Source organism: Plantactinospora alkalitolerans, from assembly GCF_015690345.1.
Classification (GTDB): domain Bacteria; phylum Actinomycetota; class Actinomycetes; order Mycobacteriales; family Micromonosporaceae; genus Plantactinospora; species Plantactinospora alkalitolerans.
In genome coordinates this window covers 1-25,614 of the sequence record NZ_JADPUN010000090.1, presented here as the reverse complement: position 1 = coordinate 25,614, position 25,614 = coordinate 1, and the positions used below count along the sequence as shown (strand labels likewise).

The 25,614-nt window shown below is 69.0% G+C and carries 25 protein-coding genes and 5 pseudogenes; 9 read left to right on the top strand and 21 right to left on the bottom strand.

Annotated features, from left to right (window positions below; all coding sequences use genetic code 11):
- Window positions 1-719 (top strand): GlxA family transcriptional regulator (locus I0C86_RS07320; protein ID WP_196200439.1); only part of this gene is annotated, 719 nt, incomplete at its 5' end.
- A 330-nt stretch (window positions 720-1,049) separates the two neighbouring features.
- Here I0C86_RS07320 and I0C86_RS07315 read toward each other — a convergent pair.
- Window positions 1,050-1,586, bottom strand: a pseudogene (locus I0C86_RS07315) (IS6 family transposase); the annotation flags it as partial.
- A gap of 173 nt (window positions 1,587-1,759) precedes the next feature.
- On the opposite strand from I0C86_RS07315, the gene I0C86_RS07310 reads away from it, so the two are divergent.
- Window positions 1,760-2,407, top strand: coding sequence for a mycothiol-dependent nitroreductase Rv2466c family protein (locus tag I0C86_RS07310; RefSeq protein WP_196200438.1), 648 nt, complete (start codon window positions 1,760-1,762; stop codon window positions 2,405-2,407).
- Between the two features lie 596 nt (window positions 2,408-3,003).
- Here the strand turns inward: I0C86_RS07310 and I0C86_RS07305 are convergent.
- The 4 genes from I0C86_RS07305 to wrbA all read right to left on the bottom strand — a co-directional run bounded on the left by I0C86_RS07305 (window position 3,004) and on the right by wrbA (window position 6,362).
- Window positions 3,004-3,972 (bottom strand): aldo/keto reductase, encoded by a 969-nt coding sequence (locus I0C86_RS07305; protein WP_323373511.1) that lies wholly within the window; start codon window positions 3,970-3,972, stop codon window positions 3,004-3,006.
- A gap of 143 nt (window positions 3,973-4,115) precedes the next feature.
- On the bottom strand, window positions 4,116-4,724 hold the full coding sequence (locus I0C86_RS44370; RefSeq protein ID WP_196200436.1) for a DUF6081 family protein: 609 nt from the start codon (window positions 4,722-4,724) through the stop codon (window positions 4,116-4,118).
- Between the two features lie 41 nt (window positions 4,725-4,765).
- The gene (locus tag I0C86_RS07295) at window positions 4,766-5,698 is read right to left on the bottom strand and encodes an NADP-dependent oxidoreductase (RefSeq protein WP_196200435.1); all 933 of its coding nucleotides are present in this window, start codon (window positions 5,696-5,698) and stop codon (window positions 4,766-4,768) included.
- Window positions 5,699-5,750: 52 nt separating this feature from the next.
- Window positions 5,751-6,362 (bottom strand): NAD(P)H:quinone oxidoreductase, encoded by a 612-nt coding sequence (gene wrbA / locus I0C86_RS07290; protein WP_196200434.1) that lies wholly within the window; start codon window positions 6,360-6,362, stop codon window positions 5,751-5,753.
- Between the two features lie 218 nt (window positions 6,363-6,580).
- Here wrbA and I0C86_RS07285 point away from each other — a divergent pair, with 218 nt between their 5' ends.
- Window positions 6,581-7,207: a TetR/AcrR family transcriptional regulator gene (locus I0C86_RS07285; protein WP_323373510.1), complete on the top strand. Its 627-nt coding sequence runs from the start codon at window positions 6,581-6,583 to the stop codon at window positions 7,205-7,207.
- Here the strand turns inward: I0C86_RS07285 and I0C86_RS07280 are convergent.
- The 6 genes and pseudogenes from I0C86_RS07280 to I0C86_RS07255 form a co-directional block, all read right to left on the bottom strand.
- Entirely contained in the window at window positions 7,197-7,889 is a 693-nt protein-coding gene (locus I0C86_RS07280; protein ID WP_196200433.1) for a cation transporter, read from the bottom strand. The two genes, I0C86_RS07285 and I0C86_RS07280, sit on opposite strands and share 11 nt — an antisense overlap.
- Window positions 7,889-8,067 (bottom strand): annotated as a pseudogene (locus I0C86_RS43020) (transcriptional regulator); the annotation flags it as partial. The gene I0C86_RS07280 and the pseudogene I0C86_RS43020, both read right to left, overlap by 1 nt.
- Before the next feature lie 44 nt (window positions 8,068-8,111).
- Complete coding sequence (locus I0C86_RS07270) at window positions 8,112-8,486, bottom strand: ArsR/SmtB family transcription factor (RefSeq protein ID WP_196200443.1); 375 nt, start codon at window positions 8,484-8,486, stop codon at window positions 8,112-8,114.
- 79 nt (window positions 8,487-8,565) lie between these two features.
- A pseudogene (locus I0C86_RS45385) lies at window positions 8,566-8,733 on the bottom strand (IS3 family transposase); the annotation flags it as partial.
- 15 nt (window positions 8,734-8,748) lie between these two features.
- A complete protein-coding gene (locus I0C86_RS45380; protein WP_196200431.1) occupies window positions 8,749-8,958 on the bottom strand; it encodes a DDE-type integrase/transposase/recombinase in 210 nt (69 codons plus the stop codon).
- A 662-nt stretch (window positions 8,959-9,620) separates the two neighbouring features.
- Window positions 9,621-9,845, bottom strand: a complete 225-nt coding sequence (locus I0C86_RS07255) for a hypothetical protein (RefSeq protein WP_196200430.1) — start codon at window positions 9,843-9,845, stop codon at window positions 9,621-9,623.
- A gap of 674 nt (window positions 9,846-10,519) precedes the next feature.
- On the opposite strand from I0C86_RS07255, the gene I0C86_RS43010 reads away from it, so the two are divergent.
- The 4 genes and pseudogenes from I0C86_RS43010 to I0C86_RS42995 form a co-directional block, all read left to right on the top strand.
- On the top strand, window positions 10,520-10,909 hold the full coding sequence (locus I0C86_RS43010) for a hypothetical protein (RefSeq protein ID WP_230393717.1): 390 nt from the start codon (window positions 10,520-10,522) through the stop codon (window positions 10,907-10,909).
- Window positions 10,870-11,268, top strand: coding sequence for a transposase (locus tag I0C86_RS43005; RefSeq protein WP_230393716.1), 399 nt, complete (start codon window positions 10,870-10,872; stop codon window positions 11,266-11,268). The genes I0C86_RS43010 and I0C86_RS43005 overlap by 40 nt, the downstream gene beginning before the upstream one ends.
- A gap of 333 nt (window positions 11,269-11,601) precedes the next feature.
- Window positions 11,602-11,829 carry an integrase core domain-containing protein gene (locus I0C86_RS43000; protein WP_230393715.1) on the top strand — a complete coding sequence of 76 codons (228 nt, stop codon included), beginning with the start codon at window positions 11,602-11,604 and terminating at the stop codon, window positions 11,827-11,829.
- Window positions 11,799-11,891, top strand: a pseudogene (locus I0C86_RS42995) (hypothetical protein); the annotation flags it as partial. The gene I0C86_RS43000 and the pseudogene I0C86_RS42995, both read left to right, overlap by 31 nt.
- A gap of 339 nt (window positions 11,892-12,230) precedes the next feature.
- On the opposite strand, the gene I0C86_RS07240 reads toward I0C86_RS42995, so the two are convergent.
- The gene (locus tag I0C86_RS07240; protein WP_196200429.1) at window positions 12,231-13,712 is read right to left on the bottom strand and encodes an endo-1,4-beta-xylanase; all 1,482 of its coding nucleotides are present in this window, start codon (window positions 13,710-13,712) and stop codon (window positions 12,231-12,233) included.
- Between the two features lie 540 nt (window positions 13,713-14,252).
- Between I0C86_RS07240 and I0C86_RS45705 the strand changes: the two genes are divergently transcribed.
- On the top strand, window positions 14,253-14,984 hold the full coding sequence (locus I0C86_RS45705) for a hypothetical protein (protein ID WP_323373509.1): 732 nt from the start codon (window positions 14,253-14,255) through the stop codon (window positions 14,982-14,984).
- 116 nt (window positions 14,985-15,100) lie between these two features.
- Here I0C86_RS45705 and I0C86_RS07230 read toward each other — a convergent pair whose 3' ends face one another.
- From I0C86_RS07230 to I0C86_RS07190, 9 genes are all read right to left on the bottom strand, one after another.
- Complete coding sequence (locus I0C86_RS07230; protein ID WP_196200428.1) at window positions 15,101-16,192, bottom strand: substrate-binding domain-containing protein; 1,092 nt, start codon at window positions 16,190-16,192, stop codon at window positions 15,101-15,103.
- Between the two features lie 13 nt (window positions 16,193-16,205).
- Entirely contained in the window at window positions 16,206-16,730 is a 525-nt protein-coding gene (locus I0C86_RS07225) for an SDR family oxidoreductase (protein WP_196200440.1), read from the bottom strand.
- Between the two features lie 2 nt (window positions 16,731-16,732).
- A complete protein-coding gene (gene iolB, locus I0C86_RS07220) occupies window positions 16,733-17,557 on the bottom strand; it encodes a 5-deoxy-glucuronate isomerase (protein WP_196200427.1) in 825 nt (274 codons plus the stop codon).
- 35 nt (window positions 17,558-17,592) lie between these two features.
- Window positions 17,593-18,777 (bottom strand): glycoside hydrolase family 88 protein, encoded by a 1,185-nt coding sequence (locus I0C86_RS07215; protein ID WP_196200426.1) that lies wholly within the window; start codon window positions 18,775-18,777, stop codon window positions 17,593-17,595.
- Window positions 18,778-18,863: 86 nt separating this feature from the next.
- Complete coding sequence (locus I0C86_RS07210) at window positions 18,864-19,547, bottom strand: ferredoxin-NADPH reductase (protein ID WP_196200425.1); 684 nt, start codon at window positions 19,545-19,547, stop codon at window positions 18,864-18,866.
- 3 nt (window positions 19,548-19,550) lie between these two features.
- Window positions 19,551-20,447, bottom strand: a complete 897-nt coding sequence (locus tag I0C86_RS07205) for a carbohydrate ABC transporter permease (protein ID WP_196200424.1) — start codon at window positions 20,445-20,447, stop codon at window positions 19,551-19,553.
- On the bottom strand, window positions 20,447-21,310 hold the full coding sequence (locus I0C86_RS07200; RefSeq protein WP_323373508.1) for a carbohydrate ABC transporter permease: 864 nt from the start codon (window positions 21,308-21,310) through the stop codon (window positions 20,447-20,449). Before I0C86_RS07200 ends, I0C86_RS07205 begins: the two co-directional genes overlap by 1 nt.
- A gap of 116 nt (window positions 21,311-21,426) precedes the next feature.
- Window positions 21,427-22,731: an ABC transporter substrate-binding protein gene (locus I0C86_RS07195; protein WP_196200422.1), complete on the bottom strand. Its 1,305-nt coding sequence runs from the start codon at window positions 22,729-22,731 to the stop codon at window positions 21,427-21,429.
- The gene (locus tag I0C86_RS07190) at window positions 22,728-24,779 is read right to left on the bottom strand and encodes a DUF2264 domain-containing protein (protein ID WP_196200421.1); all 2,052 of its coding nucleotides are present in this window, start codon (window positions 24,777-24,779) and stop codon (window positions 22,728-22,730) included. Before I0C86_RS07190 ends, I0C86_RS07195 begins: the two co-directional genes overlap by 4 nt.
- 309 nt (window positions 24,780-25,088) lie before the next feature.
- Between I0C86_RS07190 and I0C86_RS42985 the strand changes: the two are divergent.
- Window positions 25,089-25,614, top strand: a pseudogene (locus I0C86_RS42985) (hypothetical protein); the annotation flags it as partial.

Genomic DNA, 25,614 nt, shown 5'->3' with positions numbered 1-25,614 from the left:
CTGTGTGGGACCAGCCCGCCCGCCCCCTGGTCCAAGCCCTCGCACATGTTCGGCCCGATTCCCGGATCATGTCGATCTGCGTCGGCGCTTATGCGCTGGCGGCCGCAGGCTTACTAGACGGCCGCCGGGCGACCACTCACTGGCGGTTGGCCGGACACTTCCAGAGCCTGTTTCCCTCGGTGAGGCTGGACCCCACCGTCTTGTTCGTCGACGACGGCAACCTCCTCACCTCAGCCGGAGCCGCTGCCGGGGTAGACGCATGCCTGCATCTCGTACGTCGCGACCACGGCAGCCAGGTGGCGAACCAAACCGCCCGAGACTGCGTCACGGCACCATGGCGCGACGGCGGGCAGGCCCAGTTCATCGACCATCCAGTCCCTGAACCGGCGCACACCGCCACCGCCTCCACCCGCGACTGGGTCATGCAACGCCTCGACCAGCCGCTACCACTGGCCGAACTCGCCGCTCACGCGGGCATGAGCCGCCGCACCTTCACCCGACGCTTCCACCAGGAAACCGGCACCAGCCCCGGCCAATGGATCCTCCGGCAACGCATCGAGCGCGCCCGCCAACTGCTGGAGACCCGCGATCTACCCATCGACCAGATCGCCCACCGATCAGGCTTCGGCACCGGTGCGTCTCTGCGCAGACACCTGCATCGGGCCATCGGCATCTCGCCGCAGACCTATCGACAGGCCTTCCGCAGAACCGCGGGATAACCGTTCTCTGACACGCCACTGTGACCACGCCAGACGAACTGGACGGACGTGAACATCGATAACGTCCAGCTCCGATCCGATAGCCCAGCCACTTTAGCTCGCCCTGGATCCTTACGATGGCCCATCGCGAGTCGTCGCGAACCAGCCGCAGCACCAGGTTACGGATCTTGTCTGACGGGTGGCCGGCCAGGTCCGTGCGGGTAGGCCCAGTGGCCTCACACCAGCCGGCGGTGCCAGTTCAGCAGCATCTCTGCCGCAGCAGACGGCACGTGGTCATGATGCTCATCGTTCCAGCCATGGTTCGTCCCCTGGCATAGCACCAGGGATGCTGTGGTCGGTCTCGATCGGATTGTTGGCGACCGCCCGACGTGGTGCCGGGCCGACGGAACGAGGTCGTCGAGGATCGCCGGGTAGACCGGGACGGCATCGGTGACCACCTCGACGGGCGTCACTTTCAGCCTCCGCAGCGCCCGCTGGAAGAACCGCCGCGCCGCGGCGGCGTCCCGGCGAGCCGACACGAGGACGTCGATGACCTGTCCATGCTGGTCAACAGCCCGGCACACGTACCGCCACACATCACTGACTCTGACGTAGGTCTCGTCAACGAACCACCGGTCACCAGGCGGGTGCCGGGCGAACCGAGCGGCGTCGGCCAGCAGCGGGGGTGAACCGTTGCACCCACCGGTACACGGTGACGTGGTCGACCTCGACACCCCGCTCGACCAGCAGTTCCTCCACATCCCGTTAGAAGAGGTTGAAGCGCAGATACCAGCGAACCGCGACGACGATCACCTCAGCCGGAAACCGGAACCCGGCGAATGGCGACCTTGGCGGCGACCAGGAAGAACGAAGGCACGATCGCTTCATAGGTCAACTCTGTCCCGGGCCCGCAACCGGCGACGCAACCAAGCCACGACATCTATGCGACGATCGGAGCCGGCAGGTGGCGGGCCCAGGTGGGTGAGATCGGGCCTTGAGCGCGATGAGCCAGGATGCCTTCGCGGCCGCATGCCACGCCGCTCACCTGAAGGGGCTCCTCGATGACCGATCGCCAGACGCTGGACATGTGGTTCGACCCGCTCTGCCCGTGGGCGTGGGTGACTTCGCGCTGGTTGCTCCAGGTGGAGCAGGTCCGGCCGGTACGGGTCAGGTTCAATGTGATGAGCCTGGCCGTGCTGAACGACGGCAACGACAGCGTGCCGCAGGAGTATGCCGATCGCCCAGACGCGTACTTCGCATTGCGCCGAGAGGCGTGGGGCCCGGTGCGGATCTGTGTCGCTGCGGCCCGAGCCGCAGGTCCCGAGGTGTTGCGCGAACTCTACACAGCACTGGGTACCCGGATCCATCCCGCTGGGCAGCAGCTCGGTGACGAGCTGTACCGGGCGGCCCTGGCCGATGTCGGTCTCGATCCGAACCTGGCCTTGGCTGCCGGAAGCGAAGAGTACGACGACGAGTTGTTGGCGAGCCACTACGCCGGGCTCAAGCCGGTCGGCTTCGACGTCGGCACGCCGATCATTCACGCACCCGGACCGGACGGTACGACCGTCGCCTTCTTCGGCCCGGTGGTGACGCCCGCCCCGGAGGGCGAGGCCGCGGGCCGGTTGTGGGACGGCGTCCTGCTGGTCGCGGGCACGCCCGGGTTCTTCGAGCTGAAGCGGTCCCGGGACACCCCGCCGATCCTTAGTTGACACGCGATGGGAGCCACCGGCCGGTGGCTCCCATCGATCTTCCAGTCGGGATCGAGCCGCTCACCGCACGCTGGGATCACCGCCGAGGATCCCACCGGGCGGTTGCCAAGATGAGCAGTGAGGACCCTGTCGATGCTCACGCCTCGGCCAGCGGCTACGTGCCCGGCGAAGGCGGCGCTGTGCTGATCCTGGAAGACGCCGCCGCGGCCCGTGCCCGTGGGGTGCAGCGGGTGCACGGCAAGATCGCCGGATATGCGTCCACCTTCGATCCGCCGGCCGACTCGGGCCGGGCGTTGCAGCGTATCCGGGAGCTCGACCCGCGCGTCATCGTATGCGGGCACGGGCCCCTCGCCGGGCCCAAGGTGATCGACGAGAACCTCGCCTACCTGCGCTGGATTCAACAACTCGCCGAGGAAGGCACGGCGCTGGGGATGAGCCCGCTGGAGCGCCGCCGGGCGGACCGCTCAGAACTGGCCGTTTCCCGGCCCAGGACTACTGGCGGTGCACCCGGGCCGTCGATCCGGCCGACTACGAACTGCGCTGACCACGAACGCCGGCCGGGTGCGGGTGTCGCGCCCGTACCCGGCCGATCCGATTCAGCGGCGCGCCAGCGGCGGCTGCTCCGGGTACCGGCGGCCGGCTGCGGCGCCGGGCGGTGTGGCCACGTCGATCGCGTTCAGTTCGGCCTCCGTCAGCTCGACGTCGAGTGCCTGGACATTTTCCGTCAGGTAGCGACGTCGCTTGGTGCCGGGGATCGGCACCACGTCAGGGCCGCGGCTGAGCACCCAAGCGAGTGCCAGCTGGGCGGCGGTGACGCCCTTGGCGGTGGCCAATTCGCGCACCCGCGCCACCAGCTCCATGTTGTGCCGCAGATTGTCGCCCTGGAAACGGGGCGTACCGCGCCGGTAGTCGTCGGCCTCCAGTTGGGTGAGGTCGGTGATCGCGCCGGTCAGCAGCCCCCGCCCGAGCGGGCAGTACGCCACCAGCCCGATGCTCAGCTCGCGCAGGGTGGGCAGCAGTTCGGTCTCCGGCTCCCTGCTGAGCAGCGAGTATTCATACTGTCCGGCGGTCACCGGGTGCACAGCGTGAGCCCGGCGCACCAGGTCCGCCGGGGCCTCGGAAATGCCGAGGTGGCGCACCTTGCCGGCCGCGACGAGTTCGGCCAGCGCGCCCCAGGTCTCCTCAATGGGCACCTGCGGATCGACGCGGTGCTGGTAGTACAGGTCGATGTGGTCCACCCCGAGCCGGCGCAGCGACGCGTCGCAGGCCCGGCGCACGTAGTCGGGGCGGCCGTTGATCCCGAAATGGCCATCCTCGGGGCGGCGTTCCACGCCGAACTTCGTGGCGATCACCGCGTGATCGCGGCGGCCGGCGACGGCCTTGCCGACCAGTTCCTCGTTGGTGAACGGGCCGTACATGTCGGCGGTGTCGAGCAGGGTGACGCCGAGCTCCAGCGCCCGGTGAATCGTGGCGACCGACTCGACGTCGTTGCGGTCACCGTAGAAATCGCTCATGCCCATGCAGCCGAGGCCGAGAGCGGAGGTGGTCAGGTTCTGGCCGAGCACGCGGTTATGCATCCGCGATTCCTTCCAAGTAAGGAGATGACAACGGACTGCGGCCCTCGGGACGCGCCGGTGTCGCCGGCGATGTCGTCCCGGGGGCCCGTCTCGGGCATACGGGGGGCGAATTCAGGGTCGCCGCTGCGCGCTCAGGCGGACGGCGTCTGTGACACGAGATAGCGGCGGGCACGTAGCTCGGCGCCCTGGCCGAAAAGGCGGCTCTCCGGCCGGTTCTGCTCGTCGGTGAAGCGCTGCGCGCCGCCGCCGACCGGGTCGAGCAGGAGGAAGTCGAAGACCATGGCGGTCTCGGTGTCCAGGACCGGCATGGCCACCGAGGGCAGGCGCAGATCGTCGTCGGGGTCGGCGACCGCCGCGCCGAACGGATGACCCGCTGTGCCGTAGGTGCGCCCGGACAACCAGGCCTCGAAGGAGAGCGCGGTGCCTGGATTGGCGTCGATCCGGTCGGCCAGCCGTAGGCACGTCTGGTGCACGGTTTCCACGTCTCTGGTGACGAAGCCGCCCCGGTGCAGATAGATCGGCGCGGGTTGCGGCCGGTCGGCATCCGGCCGGTAGACCCGGACGGCGCCCGGCGGGCCGGGAACCAGCCGGTCGCCGATCTCGACCGGGCGAGCCGGCTGGTACGGCCGGTGATGGGCGACCGCCGCACGCAATGCCGCCCGGGTGGCGGGAAGATCGGCATAGTCAACTCGGGGCCACGCGGACAGCCGGTCGGCCAGGTCGGTGGCGAAGTCGTACACCGTGGGTCTCCTCGCCTCCCGGGCGCCGTGGTGGGAAACGGTCAGAAGGTGATGACGACCTTGCCGCGGGTGTGCTTGCCCGCGAATTCGACGACCGCGCGCTGCGCCTCGGCAAACGGGAACCGGGCGCTCACCTCGACCCGCAGCCGTCCCGACGCTGTCGCCTCGACGATCCGCTGCAGCAGGCCGTTGGTGGCCTCGATGTGCGCGTACGAGGCGCGCACCTCACGGTCGAAGACCGGCGGACCACCAGCCGGAGAGATGAGCAGCCCACCGGTCTTGACGGCGGCTGCGGTTCCGGCCAGCGCGGGACCGGCATTGATCAGGTCGACGGCGACGTCGACGCCGCCGGGAACGTGGCGCAGCGCCTCCTCGGTTGTGTCGCCGGAGGTGTAGTCGACGGTCGCCGCGGCACCAAGGCCACGCATGTAGTCGGCGTCCGACGGCGGCGCGGTCGCCACCACGCGGACACCGGCCTGGGCGGCGAGCTGAACCACGAACGAGCCGACACCACCGGTCGCGCCGACCACCAGTAGCGAGTCACCGCTGTTCAGCCCGGCCTGCTCGACAATGCCGGCCGCGGTCATCGCGGCCACCGGCAGAGCAGCGGCGTCCACCGGGTCCAGCCCGTCCGGCCGGGCCACCACCTCGGGGCCGTCCAGCGCCAACGTGTACTCCGCGACCGCGCCGGCGACCGGGTGGGTGAACGCCACCACCTCGTCACCGGGGGTGAATCGGGTGACGCCCTCGCCGACCGCTTCGACCGTGCCGGCCGCGTCCAGACCCAGCACGAAGGGATGCGATACCGGCATCATCTCGCGCATCACTCCGGTGGCGAGTTTGACGTCGAGCGGGTTGAGCGCTGCCGCCCGCAGCTTGATCAGGATCTGGCCCGGCCCGGGTGCCGGCTTGGCCAGCTCAGCGATGGTGAGCTGGTCGATCGGGCCGTACGAGGGTGCGACGAGTGCCTTCATGGTGACGGGCCTTTCTTCGGTATTGGAAGGAGTCGGTGTCCCGATGGGACGGTCAGGCCGGGATGGCGCCGCGCAGCAGTTGCGCGCTGATCGAGGCGAGCCGGTTGCCCTGGTAGCTGGCGGCGGCCAGGACCTGCTCGCTGGGGCTGTCGCCGGACGCGGCGTTGCCGGTGCCGTACGGGTTGCCGTGCGCGGCATAGACGCTCGGGTCGGTGTAGCCGGGCGGAACGATGATGCACCCCCAGTGGTGCATCGTGTTGTAGAGCGCGAGGAGGGTGGACTCGTTGCCGCCCTGGACGTTGCCGGCGCTGGTGAAGCCGGTGGCCGCCTTGCCGGAGAGCTTCCCGGTCGCCCACAGCGGCCCGGTGCTGTCCAAGAACTGCTTGAGCTGAGCGGACACGTTGCCGTAGCGGGTCGGCGTGCCGAACGCGTACGCGTCGGCCCACTCCAGGTCGTCGAGGGTGGCGACGGGGACGTCGGCCGTGGCCTCCAGGTGGGCACGCCAGGCGGGGTTGTGGTCGATGGCCGCCGCGGGGGCGAGCTCGGTGACCCGGCGCAGGCGCACCTCGGCGCCGGCCTTGGCGGCACCCTCGACGGCGGCCTCGGCGAGCGCGTGGACGTTGCCGGTCGAGGAGTAGTAGATGACGGCGACCTTGGCAGACATGGGTAATGGGACCCTTCGCGAAAGACGAGCTAAGTGGAAGCTCTTCCACTTAGCAGGGAGGCTATCCGGAAAGGTTTCCGATTGCAACGCCCGCAGCACCGCTGGCCTCGACCTGCGAAGGGCTGCGTACACTGCCGCGACAGCGCAGGTCACGGCAGAATGGGCGGACGGGCGCAATCGGCTGCCGGGGGTGCGGCCGCGGGAGAGAGGACCGTCGGGTGGTTGGAGAGCCGGAGGCGGCATCGACGCCGGTCCCCGCGACACTGTCGATCGCGGGCCAGCCGGGAATCGAACGCGCCGACGCCGCCCGCAACCGCCGCAAGATGCTCGACGCCGCCGCGCGCATCGTCGCCACCGAGGGCGTCAAGGCGCTGGCCCTCGACGAGGTAGCGCGGGCCGCGGGAGTGGGCACCGGCACCGCCTACCGCCGCTTCGGCGACCGCGCCGGACTGATCTTCGCACTGCTCGACGAGGAGGAGGCCAGTTTCCAGGCCGCCTTCCTGCAGGGCCCGCCGCCGCTGGGCCCCGGCGCGTCGGCGGCGGAGCGGATCCACGCCTTCCTGCATGCCCTGGTGGACCGGGTGGAGGCGCAGTTGGAAATGCTGCTGGTCGCCGAGACCAGCTCGCCGGTGGCGCGATATCGCAGCGGGCCGTACATGGTCTACCACACCCACCTGGCCAGTTTGCTCGGCGAGGCACGCCCCAACGTCGACCCGCACTACGTCGCGGCCGCGCTGCTCGCGCCGGTCTCGGCCACCCTGATCAGTTACCAGCTGCGCGAGCGCGGCCTCGGCACCGACGTGCTCAAGAGCGGTCTCGACGACCTGCTGCGCCTCAACCTCTGAGCGTCTCCGCGGGCCGTTCCCGCTCCTGCGGGCGCAGCGCGGCAGCGGGTGCGCAGCACGCGTCGCCGCGCCATGCCTCGCGGCCCTCCTTAACAGCGACGGCGGCGATCACCAGGGCGGCGGCCGGGTCGGCCCACCACCACCCGAACAGCGAGTTCACCGCGAGACCGACCAGCAGCACCGCGGACAGGTAGGTGCAGAGGAGGGTCTGCTTGGAGTCGGCCACCGCCGAGGCCGAGCCGAGTTCGCGGCCGGTGCGGCGCTGGGCGGACGACAGCACCGGCATCACCAGCAGCGACACCGCAGCGAGGACAAGACCGACGGTGGAGTGCTCGGCCCGGTCCGAGCCGAGCAGTGCCCGTACCGACTCGATAGTCACATAGCCGGCGAGGGCGAAGAAGGAGATCGCGATGACCCGTAACGCGGTGCGTTCCCGGCGTTCCGGGTCACTGCTGGAGAACTGCCAGGCGACAGCCGCCGCCGAGGCCACCTCGATAACCGAGTCGAGGCCAAAGCCGATCAGCGCGGTCGACGAGGCGAGGGTGCCGGCGGTGATCGCCACGATGGCTTCGATGATGTTGTAGGTGATCGTCGCGGCGACGAACAGCCGTACCCGTCGGGTGAGCACTGCTCGTCGTGCCGGCGACGGCCCGAGCGAGAGCATCTGGGGATTGGTCGTCATCAGCAGCACCCATCCTCGGCTGCGGCGGGCGGGGCGCCGGGTCGACCGCCAGGACCAGACCGAGCAGGTCACCCGACGCGTGCCTGAGCCGGGCATCAGCCAACTCGCTGCGGGTACGCCGGCCCTCCGGCACGGCCAACACGACACCGCAGCCACGTAGGCCGGCCAGGTCGTTGGAACGGCGGGCGGCCGGGTCGCTGACATCGGGCAGCACGGCGGTGCTCATCCGCAACTCTCCCCGCAGTCCGTGGCGGGGGCGCCGTAGTTCGGGCACAGCGCGACCTTCTGACCCGTCGCCGCGAGGAGCCCTTCAGCGGCGGCAAGCAGCTCGAGCAGTTCAGGGCGGGTCAGGGCGTAGAACATCTGCCGCCCCTCTGGTCGGCCGACGATCAGACCGCAACCGCGCAGGCAGGCCAGGTGCGCGGACACCGTGGACTGGGCCAGCCCGAGTTCGCCGGTGAGGTCCACGACGCGGGCTTCGCCGTCGGCGAGTCGGCGCAGGATCGCCAACCTGGTGGGGTCGGCCAGCCCACGAAACAGCGCCACCGCGGGTGTCAAATCTTCACCAGGCCGAACGGCTGCCGCACTACCTTTCATCGCCATTGGGCGATGATAGCGTCACCCATCAATCATCGCCCAATGTCGGTGAGTTCCTCCCGCTTTGATGGAGCGGTGGTTACCTGCTGCCGGCTGGCGCAGGGGTGGTGATGAGTAGCTCGGCTGGGTTGTTCTGGCGGGTGTGCCAGGCGGTTTCGTACTCGTCGGGGCTGAGGTAGCCCAGCTCGTGTTGGATGCGGCGGGTGTTGTACCAGGCGTCGATGTAGGCGAAGATCGCGTTCTCGGCCTCGTCGCGGGTCCGCTACGAGGTGCGGTAGACGAGTTCGATCTTCAACGACGACCAGAAGTCCTCCATCAGGGCGTTGTCGTACGAGTCACCGACCGAGCCCATCGACGGCAGGATTCCGTTGTCTCGCAGGCGTTCGGCGAAGCGGAAAGACGTATAGTTCGATCCCTTGTCGCTGTGGTGGATCAACTGGCCGTCGCGGACATCGCGGGACCAGATCCCCATGAAAGCGGAGGTGGCTCAGGGCCAGGGCGACAACGTCGTTCGTCCGGTGGGGCACTCCACCTTGTCGCCCTGGCCCGCATCCCGGTGTGTGGGTCGGTCGCAGACGGGATGGCGAGAGAGCGGGGCGTCGGTACAGTCACGGCGACTCCGGGGAGGACCACCCACATGGCAGAGGCCGACAAGGCGATCGAGCGCATCCGAGGGACTTGGGCATATCGGCTGCTCGTCGTCGGGTACCGCTGCCTGCTCCTCGGGCCGCTCATGATGGGTCTGACCATCGGCGCGATAGCCCTCTGGTCCCTGAAGCCACCACTGGTCTGGGTACCGATCGCCCTCACGTTTGGGACAGTGTTTGTCGGGGTGGCCGCGATATGGGTGGGGATAGCGACTCTGTACACCCGTCGACTCATGCCACGGGGTGGCACCAACCGACACGCAGCTCTGATGAAGACCCTGCGACAGGACGTGGTGCCGCAAACGAGGCGTGGTATGTAACGGTCCGTGTCTCGTCCGCAAGAGGCCGACCAACGGCGGGGGAGTGCTGGGAAATCTCGTCCGGGTGGGCCGCCCTGTCTGGGCAGGCTGGACGGTCTACGACTGCCCGACGAGGAGTTCCGCTCTACAGGGACAGGCAGCCAGCAATTGGGCGCGTAGACGGCGGGTCACTCCGATGGGTCGTAGAAATAGACGGTGCCGGACCACCAATCGCCATCCTCGTCACCGGTGATCTCTTGGTGCAGGACAATGTCCGCAACCTCGACGTCCCCAAGTCCTTCGATGCTGTCGGCGAGACGGCGAAGCAGCGCGGGAACGCTGTCCTGACCAGGGCCGGCCGGGTTGGCCTGTGCGAAGTGCCTGACCGTGGAGTACCGCGATACGTCCGTCACGGGCGAAGTCTGTCATGCCGGGTCTCAGCTGGGATGCGCCTGCACAGCGCGTTGACCGGAGCGGTCCGCATCTGGTCCGCAAGGAGTCGACGGACAGCGGGGAAGCGGTGTGAGATGTCGAGGGGTGTTTCCGCTGCTAGGAGCCCATCCGGGCAGTTCGCCGCGTCGCACATCTTGATCTCATAATCTCTCGGTCGCCACGCCGAGCCTTGACGACCACCATTGAGCCTCGTCCGGTGAAGACTCTGCCTTGTCCCCTCCACCCCGAGGACCGCAACATCCTCGATGTAGCTGAGGTGCATGCTCAACTGCCCGCGCACTCTGCTTTCCCTTGGCGGGGAGCTGACATCCATGATCCTGTCGTGTGGGTACCTGTTCCTGTGTCAGATCATGCAGCTGATCGTGCTCGGTCTGCGCGGCGAGCGGTCCGAAGAGGTCGAGATCCTTGTGCTGCGTCACCAGGTTGCGGTCCTGCGTCGGCAGGTCAGCCGTCCGGATCTCGGGGCCAGCGGACCGGTCGGTGTTGTCGCGTCTGCTGCCCCGACCGAGGTGGGCGAGTTTCTTCGTCACCCCGGCCACGCTGTTGCGGTGGCACCGCGACCTGGTCGCCCGGAGAATGGGCCTATCCGGGACGTCCGGGCCGCCCATCAATTCGAGGGGAGGTGCGTCGGCTGGTGCTGCGGCTGGCCCAGGAGAATCCGACCTGGGGCTGCCGGCGGATCCAATGCGAGAGGATCGGCCTCGGCTACCGGATCGCAGCCAGCACCGTGTGGAAGATCCTCGCACGGGCCGGGCTGGGCTGGATCCCGCACCGCGGTGCAGCGGGCCGACCTGGACCGGAGTTCCTGGCCGCCCAGGCCAGAGGGATCCTCGCCGGCGACTTCCTGCACGTCGACACGATCGGCCTGGCCCGCGTCTACGTACTGTTCCTGATCGAGACCGGCACCCGGCGGGTACACATCCTCGGCGCGGCCCCGAACCCGACCGGGGCGTGGGTAACCCAGCAGGCCCGCAACCTCATGCGATGGACCTCGGGGACCGAGGGTCCCAGTTCAGGTTTCTGATCCGGGACCGGGACACCAGGTACACCGCCATCTTCGACGACGTGTTCACCGCCGAAGAGATCGAAATCCTGCGCAGCCCGCCCGGTGCACCGCGAGCCAACGCCCACGCCGAACGGTGGGTACGCACGGTACGTCGGGAACGCCTGGACCGGATGCTGATCTACACCCCGCGGCACCTGCGGATCGTGCTGGACGAGTACGTCACGCACTACAACGACCATCGGCCCCATCAGGGTCGGGCACAACGCCCACCGAACCGCGAGACACCACCTCCACCGGTGGTCGACCTGGCCACGATCCGGGTACAGCGGCGGAAGATCCTCCACGGCATGATCAGCGAATACTCGCAGGCAGCGTAGCCAGAACCGGATTTACGAACGGCACAAGCAACTACCGCAAGAACGGGATCCGTAGTTCACCCTGCATGGCCAAAACTCCAGCCAGACAAATGCCCATGATGATGAGGAGGAACCAAAGGCAGCCGCAGCCTGAACCGCCGCTTCCACCGTCACCGCCCCCACGCTTGAGCTGGTTCCAGGTATCGATATCGGCCATACGTCCAATCACATCAACGTACGAAGGTCATGACACCAGCCGTATGGCCGACATGACCTGTACGAACCTGGTGCTTCTGCACCCGGCGCGGGGCAGCGCGGCCAGGCCGGCCAGCGCGTAGCGCAGCGATTGGAATCTTGCGCAGCCCGCCCGGCGCACCGCGCGTCAACGCCCACGCCAAACGCTGGGTACGCACGGTACGTCGGGAGTGCCTGGACCGGATGCTGATCTACAACCCGCGGCACCTGCGCGTCGTGCTGGACGAGTATGTCAGGTCACCGACGCTGCGCCGGTCTACCCGGCGGTCCTCGACGACCTCGTCCCGTCGGCCCGGCACCACGTCGAGCGGTACGCCAACAACCTGATCGAGGTCGACCACAGCCAGCTCAAACACCGGTTACGGCCGCTGTGCGGGCTACGGACCGACCGGACCGCGCAAGTGATCATCGCCGGACACGCCTTCAACCAGAGCTTGCGACGCGGACACTACGAACTCGGACACGAAGCGCCACCGACGCTCCGCGGCGTTCACCGAACTCGCCCGAGCGATCTGATTCCCGACCGACATCCGAGATTCGACATGTCTACCGACTCGAGAACGCAACAGCCCCACTCCTGGTGCCGATGCTTGCGCTGGGTCTGCCCCGCGGGCGCCAGGAGACGAACGCGGTCTACGTCGCACGACGGTGACGGACGGGAGTCACAAGTCTCTCCGGTCGGGTGGCACTTGATCAGCGATCAGACCCAACCCGACCGGAGAGCAGCGCTATCTCGAGACGAGCCGGAATTGCTGGTTGGTCTGTCCGTGGCAGTCGTACAACTGGACCTGCGCTCCGTTGGCTGTGCTCCAGACGTCCAGGCACCGCCCGGACTGCACACCACTGATGGTGCCGTTGGAATTGACGTTCCACTGCTGGTTGGTCTGACTGTGGCAGCTGTAGATCTGGACCGCCGCGCCGTTGCCGGAACCTGCCGCATCCAGACACATGTTGCCGGACACCTGGAGTTGCTTAGCCGAGGTGTAGGTCCACTGCTGGTTGGACTGCCTGTTGCAGTCGTAGAGCTGCACCCGGGTGCCGTTGTTACGTGAGGGCGCGTCGATACACCGGTTCGACTGAGCACCGACGATCTCACTCGCGGAACCGGGCGGAGCGGTGGGCCCCGGCGTGGTCGGGTTCGGCCCCGGCGTGGTCGGGTTGGGCCCCGGCGTGGTCGGGTTGGGGGTTGCGCTGTTCAGCGCGGTGAGCACCGCGTCGTACGCCGGCTTCTTCTGGCCACTTCCGTTGAACAGCAGCGGGCTTTCGCTGGAGCGCCACGAGTCCGAGTCGCGGATGCCCCACACCGTGATGCCCGTGCACCGGGAGACGGCAAGGCAGTCGTTGGTCACGTTGCGGTACGCGTCGGCCGGCGCGTTACGGATGTCCAACTCGGTGACCTGCACGTCCACGCCGAGGGCGGCGAAGCTGGAGAGCGTGGTGCGGTAGTTACTCGGGTAGTTCGACCCGCCGGTGAAGTGCGTCTGGAAACCGACGCAGTCGATCGGCACGCCGCGCTGCTTGAAGTCGCGCACCATGTTGTAGACACCCTGGGTCTTGGCGTCGTTCCAGTTGTCGGTGTTGTAGTCGTTGTAGCAGAGCTTGACGTTGGGGTCGGCGGCGTCGGCGGTGCGGAACGCCACCTCGATCCAGTCGTTGCCGGTGCGCTGGAGGTTGGAGTCACGCCGGCCTCCGCCACCGCCGTCGGCGTAGGCCTCGTTCACCACGTCCCAGGAGTCCAGCTGGCCCCGGTAGTGGGTGACCACGTTGGTGATGTGGTCGATCATCGCCTGCCGCAGCGCGCTACCGGACAGCGACTGCATCCAGCCCGGCTGCTGTGCGTGCCAGGCCAGGGTGTGTCCCTTGACCTTCATGCCCCGGGAACGGGCGTGGCTGACCAGCCGGTCGCCGTTGGTGTAGTTGAACTGTCCCCGGTTCGGCTGAAGCGCGTCGGGCTTCATCTCGTTCTCAGCCGTGACCTGGTTGAACTCACGGTTCAAAATCGTCGTGTAAGCACTGTCGTTCAGCCTGTTCACGGCAACGGCGGTACCGAAGTACCGGCCCGACTGGGCCGCGGCCGCGCCCAGGGTGGCCTCGGCGGCATGAGCGAGATTGGGTAGCAGGGAGACGGTGAGAGCCACGACGACCGCGGCGGTCCCGACAACCGACAGCGTTCGAAGTCGACGCCCGGCGGGACGGGTTCGGGAGACCATGGGGATCCTCCAACAGTTGGAATATTGAAACTTTCTAGTGTGGTACGGGCGAAACGGAACTTGCGATGCGTGGTCCAGCCGCCCCGGCCGGCAGGGTGGTGGCTAAGGGTGCTGGGCCGTCCAGCTAGTCGACGCGCGCACCTCCCGGTGGTTGGGGATGGTCGTTGCGGGCGCACACCGCCTCGGCTCAGGGTTGGTTGGCGTGCGGCGAGGCGGGTGTCAACGATGGGCTTGAGGCGTTCGTGGGTAACCTGACGGGTCCATCGACAGTGTTAACGCTCACACTCTTCGATGGATCCAGGTTTACAGGAAGTTGCGGGTTTATCAAGCGGTAGTTTCGGCCGTTGACCGATAGTTTCGGGATCGTGGCAGGGCGAAGGCTCGAACCGATCCGGCGCATTGTGGGACTCGAAGACTCGGTCATGGCCTGTGAGCTGGGCACCCTTTCGAGGAACGCGTTGCGTTCGGCCCGAAAGATGAACGTGTTCAATCCAACGCAGGCGTTTCTCCACGTTGTGAGCCGTAACCGCAAGGGTGGCGGTGACGATCATCGGTGTGTTGGTACGGCTGCTGTACCTGACGGTGATCCGTGTGTTCGGTGGACTGGGGCTGCTGGCTCGTGGCGACAGGGGGCTGCTGGCTCGTGGCGACAGGGCGCTGCTGGCTCGTGGCGACAGGGCGCTGCTGGTCGAGGCGCTTGCGCTGGGGCAGGAGGTGGCGGTGCTGCGCCGGCAGATCCGCGGCCGTCCCCGGTCGTCGTGGCCGGATCGGGCGGTGCTGGCCGCGCTCGGCCGGCTGCTGCCGCAGGCGGTGCGGGCGCATCGCCTCGTCACCCCGGCCACGCTGCTGGCCTGGCACCGTCGGCTGGTGCGCTGTCATTGGACGTACCCCGACCGGGCTGCCCGGCCGCGGGTCAGCGACGAGATCCGTGACCTGGTCCTGCGGCTGGCCCGGGAGAAGTCAAGATTCCTCGGCGCACCTCGCGGGCGAACGCGTTCATCGAGCGCTGGGGCCGAAGCCTGCGCCAGGAGTGCACCGACCACGTCCTGGTCTACAACGAACGGCACGCTGCGGCGGTGGTCAACGAGTACGTGCAGCACGTCAACGACCACCGCCCACATCAGGGCCTGCAACAGTTGCCGCCTGGTTGGTGCCGGTTCCGCAGGTGTACTGGGTGATGTCGGTGCCGCTGCTCACCTGGTTGGGCGGCGACCGCCGCCGGCGTCGGAGCGACACCCTCGGACTCCGGTGCCATCCACCGCCGACCGGTGACGGTTCACACCGGGGTGACACCTTGGTAACCGACCGCAGACCACGGCGCCACCGTCCGAACCAGTTCGTTCACATACATTAATCTGCGATCGTCGTCGACGACGGCATCCCGCCGGCTAGTGCCGTTGCGTGGGAGCCAGTGAGGATTCGCGGACGACGAGGTCGGGGGCGAGCAGCACCCCGTGCGGTGGCCGGCGGTCACCGTTGAGCAGGCGGGAGAGCATGAGTTCGACGGCAAGGCGGCCGACGTGGCTCTTCGGCGGCCGGACGGCGGTGATCGCGGGGTCGGCCAGATGGGCGATCTCGTCGTCGTAGGAGACGATCGCCAGTTCGCCGGGGACGGTGATGCCCATCTCGGCGCAGAACTGGGCGACGGCGATGGCATGGGGATCGCTGTGCACGATCAGCGCGGTGATCTTGGAGAGTCTGCACTCCCGCAGGATGCGGACGATGACGTCCCGCTCTCCGGGCGTCGTAACGGTTTCCTGCATGGCGAGGGCGCCGGCCGTGCGCGGATCGGCGGCGGCTGTCCGCCAGGCGTGCCGCAGATGGAATGATGTGGGGCTGCCCTGTGCGACGACGAGCCCGATGCGTCGGTGCCCCTGCTGGCGGAGATGGTGGATGGCGATCTCCAGGCCGAGGGAGTGGTCGCTGCGAACCCACTCGATGTGCCGGGTGGCCGGCGTCCACCGGCGTGGCTGGCGTTCGACGAGAATGGTCGAGACCGGCAGATGGCCGATCCATTCGAGGATCTCGTCGGCGTCGTCACCGTCCAGGCTCGGGGCCAGCAACAGACCCTGGACCTGTTGCGCCTCGACGAGACGGCCCATCTGGCGGCGGTCCTCGTCCGCGTCGTAACTCGAGCCGCGCAGTTGGATGCTGACGCCGAGGGCGGCCGCGGCGGCGCGTGCCCCGGCCACGACGGCCGGCCAGTAGAAGTCGAGCGAGGGCACGACCATGCCGATGGTGAAGCGGAGGGGAGCTTGGCGCGGCCGGCCGAGAGTGGTGCTGTGGGTCGGCAGCGTGGCGCCGCCGTGGACCTTTGCGACGAGGCCCCGTTCGGCGAGTGCGGCGATGTCGCGCCGGATGGTGAGCTCGCTGACGCCGAACTCGCGGGCGAGGTCGCGCACCCGTACCGCGCCCTGCCCGCGCAGTTCGGTGAGCAGACGCTCCTGCCGCTGGGCGCTCAACAGCCGAACTGTTTCCACGCTGCGTGCACTCCTATCGGGCGAGCCAGCCCCCGTCCACCGGGAGAACGGCGCCGTGCACGTACCGGACGGCGTCGGAGGCGAGGAAGACCGCTGCGCCCACGAGATCCTCGGGGGCGCCCGAGCGGCCGGCCGGGATGCGGTCGCGGATGCTGCGTTCCCGGTCGGGGTCGGCGCGCAGGGCCGCGGTGTTGTCGGTCGCGATGTAGCCGGGCGCGATCGCGTTGACGTTCACGCTGTGCAGGGCCCATTCGTTGGCCAGCGCCCGAGTGAGCCCGACGACGGCGTGTTTGGCGGCGGTGTAGGACGGCACCCGGATCCCGCCCTGGTGCGACAACATCGACGCGATGTTGATGATCCTTCCGTGCCCCTGGTCGAGCATGATCCGGCCAGCTGCCTTACACAGGTGGAACACCGCGTCGAGGTCGACGCGCAGCACGGCCGCCCAGTCCTCTGCGGGGTGGGTGACCGCGGCGGCGCGGCGGATGATGCCGGCGTTGTTCACCAGGATGTCGAGGCGGAAGGCGTCCAGGACCATCGTCACAGACCCAGACTGCGCAGGGTCGGAACGGTCTGGCCGACCCAGGCCAGGTTGGCGTCCTCGCGGGCGCCCTGGGTGCGCTGGGTGCCGGCCAGGAACCACAGGAAGTACGTGGTGTAGCCGGGGGCGCTGACAACGGTGTGGTAGCCCTCCGGCATCATCTGCATCACGTGCTCACGAATGGTCACGTTCTCCTCGTAGCCGTCGTCGGTGTAGACCCGGCTGATCCCGAACCCGTTCGGTGGGTTGACCCGGTAGTAGTACATCTCCTCGTGTGCGGCCTCGGCGGGCAGGTCGTCGACCCGGTGCCGGTGCGGCGGGTAGGTGCTCCAGTTTCCGGACGGCGTGTAGGTCTCGCCGACGATGAGGCGGCGGGCGGGCAGGTCCGGTTGGGAGATCTCGGTGAGGATCTGGTGGTAGGTCCGACCGAAGTTGGCCGCGCCCCAGCGCCCGCTCGCGACCTGGTCCGGCGCGATGACGTACGGGTCGGTGGCCAGGTCGCTGGGGGCGCTGGGCAGGGCGATCTCCAGGTCGGTGACCGCCTCGACACCGATCGTGGCGCCGGCCGGGACGTACACCGAATGCGGCTTGCCGGAGAAGACGTCGGTACGCTGACCGACCTGCGGGAAGTGGTGGCCGGCGACGGTGAGGTTCGCGGTGCCGCCGAGGACGACTGCGAGGATTTCCCGGTCGCCGGACTCGCCGGTCCAGGACTGGCCGGCCGTCAGCTTCAGTAGGCGGAAGTCCAGCAGACGGCAGGGGTTGACAGGAAGCGTGTTGCAGCCGTCGGCGGCGGGGATGGTGCAGTGGTATCGGTAGTTCATGGTCACCTTTCCGAGTTCCGTGCCGTGGAGGTGGGTCACCAGGGACTGACCCAGCCGGGGGTGTTGGCGCGGGTGAGGGCTTCCAGATAGAAGTAGTCACCCCAGAGAGTGCCCTCATCGACGCCGATGCCCTTGGGCTTGTCGTAGACGCCGTGCAGGAGAAGCGCGTTCGAGACCGGGTGGCCGTCGCTGGCGTAGTTGTCCACCAGGGAGCGCAGGATCCGGGCCGCCCCGGCCCGGTAGGCCTCCGCCCGCGTTGGGTCGGTGACGCTGCCGGCGAGTTCGACCAGGCCGCAGGCGGCGATGGCGGCGGCGGAGCTGTCGCGTTCCTGGCCGCTGCCGTCGCCGAACTCCAGGTCCCAGTAGGCGACGTGGTCGGCCGGCAGCCGGGCGAGGAAGTGGTCCGCGCAGGTCGACGCGGCGGCCAGCAGCGTGGGGTCACCGGTGTGCCGGTGGTTCAGGGCGAAGCCGTAGATGCCCCAGGCCTGCCCACGGGCCCAACAGGTGTGGTCCGCGTGGCCCTGTTCGGTCTCGCCGCGCAGCGGTGCGCCGGTGTCCGGGTCCCAGTAGAAGGTGTGGAAGGTGGTGCCGTCCGGGCGCAGGATGTGCTCGCGCAGTTGGGCGGTGTGCCGGCGGGCTGCGGCGGCGTAGCGGCCGTCGCCGGTGGTCCGGCTGGCCCAGAAGAGCAGCGGTGTGTTCATCAGGCTGTCGATGATGGTCCGGCCGCGCTGACGGGGGTCGGTCAGGTCGCCCCAGGCCTGGATGATGCCGGCCGGTTCGAGGAAGCGGGTCATCAGGTGGTCGGCGGCGGCCAGGGCGGCGTCCCGGGCCCGTTGGTCGCCGACGCGCCGCGCTGGCGTGACGCAGGCGAGGGTGTAGAGGAAGCCGAGGTCGTGGGTGTCCAGGTCGATGCCGCCGTGCACCCGGTCGGCGAAGCTGTCGACATGTGCCAGAGCCGCTCGGCGATGGTGGTCGTCGCCGGTCAGGTCGTGGGCGAGCCACAGCATCCCGGGCCAGAAGCTCGTCGTCCAGCCGACGTTGGCGCCCTCGGACTGGCCGGCGGTCGGTGGTCGCAGCGGGTAGCGGTTGGCAACGGTGGTGTCCGCGGGGTACCGCGAGCCGAAGGTGTCGATGTTCGCCTCGACGATACGTACCGCAGCGGTCACCGCGGCCGCCATCGCTTCGGAGTCTGGGCTGGGACGGACATCGGTCGCCGTCATGGATGCTGTTCTCCCTCGTGTGTCCGGACCGGTGCCGGGCAGGTGTGTCGTCGTCGGCCTTCCGGCGCGAGCGCCGGGGGATACCGTCAGGTGCTCTGGACCGCGATCGGGGGTGGATCGAGCGCGGCACGCAGGCTGTACCGGCTGTTGGACCACACGACGTACCACAGCGGTGCGGCCGCGATGCCGAGTGCGATCGCGGGACGGGCCGCGAAGAGCTGCGCCAGCAACGCCAGGACCAGCAGTGACGCGGCGGTGAGATACCAACGGCGCACCGCCAGGTACGCGCAGGCACGGGCAACGTCGCGCAGCCGCACGGCCGGCCGTTCGGCGATGGTCACCAGGCCGAGCAGCCCGGTGGCGGCGGTCAGCACGGCGAGCACGGCGAGGATCGGCAGCGTGAGCGCGCCGGCCCGGTGGCCCCACAGCGCGTACGCGTCGACGCCGAGGACGACGAGGGTGGCGGTGGCCGCGGCGGCCCAGAGCACGGCCCGGCGGGCGGTGGCCCGCCAGGCGCGGCCGAACGTCCGGAGCACCCCACCGGCCGCGCCGGACGAGTAGCCGGACATGACCGCGAAGACGCCGCAGAGGCCGGGTGCGCACAGGGGGGCGGCCAGCGCGTACAGCGGCCAGGCCCGCGCGGCGTCGGTGGTGAGCGCGAGGATCACCAGTGGGAGGCAGCCGAGCGCCAGCAGCATGTTGCTGACCAGCGCGGTGTAGACGCCGTCGAAGACGGCGGCGATGGTGTCGTGGCGCGGACGCGGGATCATCGGTCAGCCCTTCAGCCCGGTGGTGGCGATGCCTTCGATGAAGTACCGCTGCCCGACCAGGAAGATGACCGCCACCGGCAGCACGGACAGCACCGAGCCGGTCATGATGAGCGCGTACTCGGCGTTGTACTGGGAGATGAAGGTGTTCAGTCCCAGCTGGATGGTGCGTAGGTCGGGGCTGCGCAGGTAGATCAGTGGGCCGAGGTAGTCGTTCCAGGTGGTCACGAACGTCAGCAGGGCCAGGCTGGCCAGGGCGGGGCGGGACAGCGGCAGCATGATCCGTCGGTAGATGCCGAACTCGCTGAGCCCGTCGACCCGCGCCGACTCGCTCAACTCCTCCGGGATGGTCTCGTAGAACTGCTTCATCAGGAACACGCCGAATGCGCCGAACGCCTGCAGCGCGACGATCGACCAGAGGGTGTTCGACAGTTGCAGCTTCGACATCAGGATGAACTGCGGGATCATGTACGACTGCCACGGCACCGCGATGGTCCCGACGTATGCCAGGAAGAGCGCGTTGCGGCCGGGAAAACGGACCCGGGCGAAGCCGTAAGCGGCGAAGCTGCCGGTCAACACCTGTAGGAGCGTGACGACCACCGACAGCAGCAGAGTGTTCCCCAACCACGTCGTCATGTCCGAGCGCTGCCAGATGTCGAGGTAGTTTCGCCACACCACGGGATCGGGCAGCCAGGTGATCGGGATGGTGAAGACGTCGCTGTTGGTCTTCAACGACGCCACCACCATCCAGTAGAACGGCAGCAGCAGCCCCGCCGCCGCGAGCACGAGGGCGGCGTACCCGACGAGCCGCCAGCCCCGGGACCGGACCGGTCGGCCGGGCGCGCTGCGGTTGTCGGGCGCGGCGACGGCCGGAGCGGGCAGCGAGAGGTCGGTCGCGGTCATCAGCTGTTCCTCCGCTTGTTGACCATGAACTGGATGATCGTGATGCTGAAGCAGATGGCGAACAGGACGACGGAGACCGCCGAGGCGTAGCCGAACTGGTTCTCCTCGAAGCCCTTCTGGTAGATGTACTGGGAGAGCACGAGTGTCGACTGGCCAGGTCCGCCGCCGGTCATCACGAGGATGAGGTCGAAGACCTTGAAACTTTCGATGGTGAGCAGCACGGTGACGAAGAAGGTGGTGTGCCGTAACCCGGGGAGGGTCACGTGCACGAACCGCTGCCACGGTGTGGCGCCGTCGGTCTCGGCCGCCTCGTAGAGCTGGGCCGGGATGGTCTGCAGTCCGGCCAGGAACAGCAGCATGTAGTAGCCCATGTACCGCCAGGTGCCGACGATGATGACCGCCGGCATCGACCAGGTCGACGACGCGGTCCAGCCCGGCGGATTGTCCACCCCGACGGCACCGAGCAGAGCGTTGATCGGGCCGTACTCCGGGCTGAACAGCTGGTTCCACACGATCGCGATCGCCACGATCGAGGTGATGTAGGGGAAGAAGGCGACAGTGCGGAAGAAGCGCACGCCGCGCAGTTTGCGGTTGAGCAGCAGCGCCAGCCCGAGTGACGCCGCGAGGGTCAGCGGGATGTGGAAGACGGTGTAGTAGACGGTGTTGCGCAGTGCGGTCCAGAAGCTCGCGTCGCCCCACATCCGCCGGAAGTTGGCGGTGCCGGTCCACTCGGCCACCCCGAAGACGTTCCAGTTGGTGAACGCCACGTAGAACAGCACGACGACGGGTAGCAGGGTGAGCACGGCGAAGCCGACGAAGTTGGGCAGGATGAACGACCAGCCGGCGACCGTGTTGCGCGACACCAGCCGCCGGTTCCTGGGTCTCGTGCGCGGCAATGTTGCCATGGGGAGTCTCCGGGAGCGTTCGGCATGGTGGCGGGACCGGCGTGCGGCTCAGGCGCGCCGGACCCGCCACCAGCTCACTGGTTGAGGACCTCGTTCTTGGCGCGGGCCTGCGCCTTGCTCAGCTCCGCGTCGACGCCCTTGCTGTCGGAGAGGATCGCCGAGTGCGTCTCGTTGAGGAGGTTCTGCAGGCCGGCGGTGTGCTTCGACACCGGGTTCTCCGGCTTGATGGTGTGCTTGGCGTAGGCGAACTTCGACAGGTCGTCCTGCGGTACGCCGTCCAGCCCGAACAGCGTCGCGGTGACCGCGTCGGTGACCTGTGCCGGGGTGATGCCGATCCCGGCCAGCGCCTTGCCGGCATCCGGGCCGGCCGCGTACTGGAGGAAGGCCTTGGCCGCGGCGGTCTTGGACTTGCTGATCTTCGGGTTGATCCCCAGGCCGGTGGGGTCACCGAAGGTGACAGGTGTGGCGGAGGTGCCGGTGGTGGACTTGTCGAACTGCGGCGCCGGGGCGATCCCCCACTGGAACTTGTCGGCGTCGCCGCTCTGTCGTTGGTTGAGCAGCGTGGCCACGTACCAGGTGCCCATCAGCAGCATCGCCGACTGCTGCTTGCCGAACTGCGCCTGGTAGGTGAGTTTGTTGGTCTTCGCGGTGCCGAGGGTCGGCTGCGCGCCGGCGGCCTGCAGGTCCAGTGACCGCTCGTAGTACGGCTTCAGGTAGCCGAAGTCCCCGGAGAGCAGGTCCGCGTTGGGGGTCTGGGCGAGCGCGAATCCCTGCACTGTCGACTGGAAGGTGTGCTGGTACGCGCCGCTCGCGTTCGAGCCGGCCCCCTTCAGCCCGGTGTGCAGGCGCTTCGCCGCGTCGGTGTAGTCGTCCCAGGTCCAGCTGCCGTCCGGCGGCGCCACCTTCGCCTTCGCGAACAGGTCCTTGTTGTAGAACAACACCCACGAGTCCTGCCGGTACGGCACCGCGTACGCCTTGCCATCGACCTGGTACGACGCGAGCGTCGGGCTCGAGCCGAGGCCGGAGGTGGCGTCGGAGACGTCGAGCAGCTGACCACCGCTCTGGTACGTGTAGAAGTTCTTCAGGTTCTTCATGACGTAGACGTCCGGGGCGGTGCCGGCGGCCAGGTCCGTGATCATCTGGGTGTCGTAGTCGTTGCCTGGGGCGTACTCCTTGAGCTCCACGGTCACGTTCGGGTGGCTCGCGGTGAAGCCGTCGGCGAGCGTCTTGAACTCCGGCGTGGAAGCCAGGCTCCAGCCCGCCAGGGTGATCTTCACCGGGGCGTTGGGGTCGACCGGCTCGTCCTCGCCGCCACAGCCGGCGAGGACGAGTGTCAGCGCCGTCGCGGCACTGATGGCAACCGATATTGCGCGCTTCATCCCTTACTCCTTGGGTCAGGGGCCTCGGATGGGCCCGGACTGCTGCCCGGCTGCTGGACCACCGTGGTGCCGGCCCGCACGGTGGCCAGGCGGGTCGCCGTGCTCACCCCGTCCGGCCAGACGACCGCGACATCCAGACCGTCGGCGTTCTCGTCCAGCACGACCCGGCACGCCTTCCGGGCCGGAACCGCGCGGTCCCGGGACAGCTCGGTGAGGACGGTGACCCACGCACCGGGCCGCACCGGGTGATCCACCCAGGGCACCACCAGTCCGCCGGCCAGCGGCCCGCCGTCGGGAACGGTCGTGGCACCGGCTGTGCCACCGCCGCGCACGCTCATGAGCCGACTCGTCACGCCCGCGCCGGCCACGCTGACCGTGCCGTCGCCGACGGCGGCCGTCGCCGCACCGGGAACGGCCCATCCACCGACCCGCAGCCGCAATCCGGCGGCCTCGACGCCGTGGGCGAGGTCGTCGACACGAACCAGGCGCAGCTCCCAGGGCCCGAGGACCAGCGAGTACACGGTGAGGTGCCCGGCCGGCCGGGACGTGCCCGCGCGGCCCCCGCCGTGGTCACGGTGGCCCGGCTCCGGATCCACCCAGTGGGCGAGGGTGCGCGACCCGGCCACCCCCACGCCGTCGCCGTTGACGTGCACCGTCAGCAGGCGCATCCCGGCACGATGTGTGGCCCGGCCGCCCTCGTCCACGAGGGTGACGGACTGGTCGAGCGGGTCGACCCAGCCGCTCTCGTCGAGAACCGGGCTGGTCGCGGTGGAGTAGCCGAACCGGGCGTAGAGCGGCGAGTCACCGACGGTGGTGTCCTCGACGGCGTGGTCGGTGCCGTGGTTGACCACCCGGACGACGCCGTCGGCGCGGGTGGCCGACAGCAGCCAGCCCGGCGCGCGTACGGCCCGGACGGCGTCCCGCTCCTCGACCGGCAGTGGCTCCTCCGGCGTCGTCCACACCGGATGGTCGGCCGGCAGGGCGATGCCGAGCATCCCCTTGCTGGCCCAGTAGGGCGAGCCCGGCCCCGAGTACGCCTGGGCCAGTCGTGGCCACGGCCCGTGCCAGCCCACGGTGAGCAGACCACGGTCGTCGAAGGCACCGTGGTCGACGAAGTGGCGCACGATGCCGGTGGCCGCCCGGCGCAGCTGGCCGAGACCGACCGACGGCACCCCTGCGATCGCGCCGACCCAGAACGGCGCCGCGGCGGCGAACCGGTAGATCAGGCTGCGCCCCTGCACCAGCGGCGATCCGTCCGCGCCCACCAGGGCGACCGCGTCCCGCAGGTACCGGTCGAGGCGGGCCAGATCCCGCTCACGGCGCTGCACGGCCAACTCCCGCGCGCCGGCCATTCGCGCCCACAACGTCGGATAGACGTGCAGCGCCCAGCCCACGTAGTGGTCGTAGGCCCGCTCGGGCCCATCGGACATCCAACCGTCCGCGCGGGCGAATCCGTCATGGCTGGCCAGGTCTTCCGCCATCTCGTCCAGCGAGTGCGGCCCGCCCACCGAGCGGAGGAACGTCTGCACGATCAGTCGGAACCAGACCCAGTTGATCCGTGGATAGCTGGTGTCGCCGACCGCCGGGGCCAGGTAGTCCACCGTCCGCTCCCGCACCTCGGCCGGCAGCCGGTCCCAGATCCACGGGCGGGTCAGATCGAGGACGAGCGCGAGGGAGGCGGCCTCGACCTTCGCCTGGGGGTGCTCGTCCAGCCGTACCCAGCGGTCGGCGCACCTCGGGTCGGTACCGGCCGCGATTCCCGCCGCATACCAGTCGGCGAGCTCGTCGACATCCACCCCGCGCGCACCGGCGATGCGGAAACCAGCCAGCAGAAACGTCCGGGCGAAGCCCTCCAGGCCGTCGACGGCCCGCCCGTAGCCGCCCTCCCGGCCAGGGAGGACGAGCAGAGCATGACCGGGTGACGCGAACGGCCGGACGGCGGCGAGCATCCGATCGGCCAGCGCCAACCAGTCGCCCCGCTGCCACGTCCCGGCGGTGCCGGCTGCCCGGCCCGGCGCGGACGCCAGGTCGCCGATCCCGCCCACCATCAGCCGCGGTCCCGTCGCATTGATCCGCCTCCATGAATGTTTCGGAGCGGCGCGTTGCCCACGAACGTGACGCACAGGCAACAGCCAGGTTTCCGAAGTAAAACGTTCACAAGGGAACAAGTCAATGCCTGTACCGAACTGGAATGAGCACATACGATCAGAAGGGATCAGGCTCGTCGGTTCGTAAGGCGGCAAGACCGGCAAAACACCGCCATCCATGCCGTCTTCGCGCCGCTGGCGATCACTGCCGCCCTGAAAACTCTCTGATACGATCACGATCGATCACATCTGCTCTACCCGCGAGGAGTCATGACCGTCGCCGACCGCTCCGCCGGCACGCTCGCCTCGGCGTGGCAGGGTGCCGGTGCTGCCCGGCTCGAGGGGCTGCTCCTGCCCTCCGGCATGGCGCTGCTGGTGCCCCCGGCGCAGCGGCGTGACGTCCGAGCCGACCCGCACGTGCACGGCGAGCCGCTCGACGCCCACGCGCCCGGCCTGCGCGCCCGCATCCGCCACGAGGTCGACCGGCGCGTGCCCACCCCCTTCACCGCCCGCCGTGACTGGCACTGGCTCGGCCTCGACGGCGACGTGCACAACTGGAACCCGTGGATCCACCGCAACGTCCTCGTCGCCGCACCGCGCCTGGTCGACGACCAGACTCGGCGGGCCGCGCTGGTCGACCTGGTTGTCGAAGGGCTCGACCGGTACGTGGCCGCGCTGCCCGCCGTGCACCGCGCCGCCCGCCGCGTCGGCGACCGGGACGCGCAGGCCCACGCCGCCGCCCACCGTCGTCCCGACGGACCGGTCGCCGGCGTCGAGCAGGGCCTCGGACGGCTGC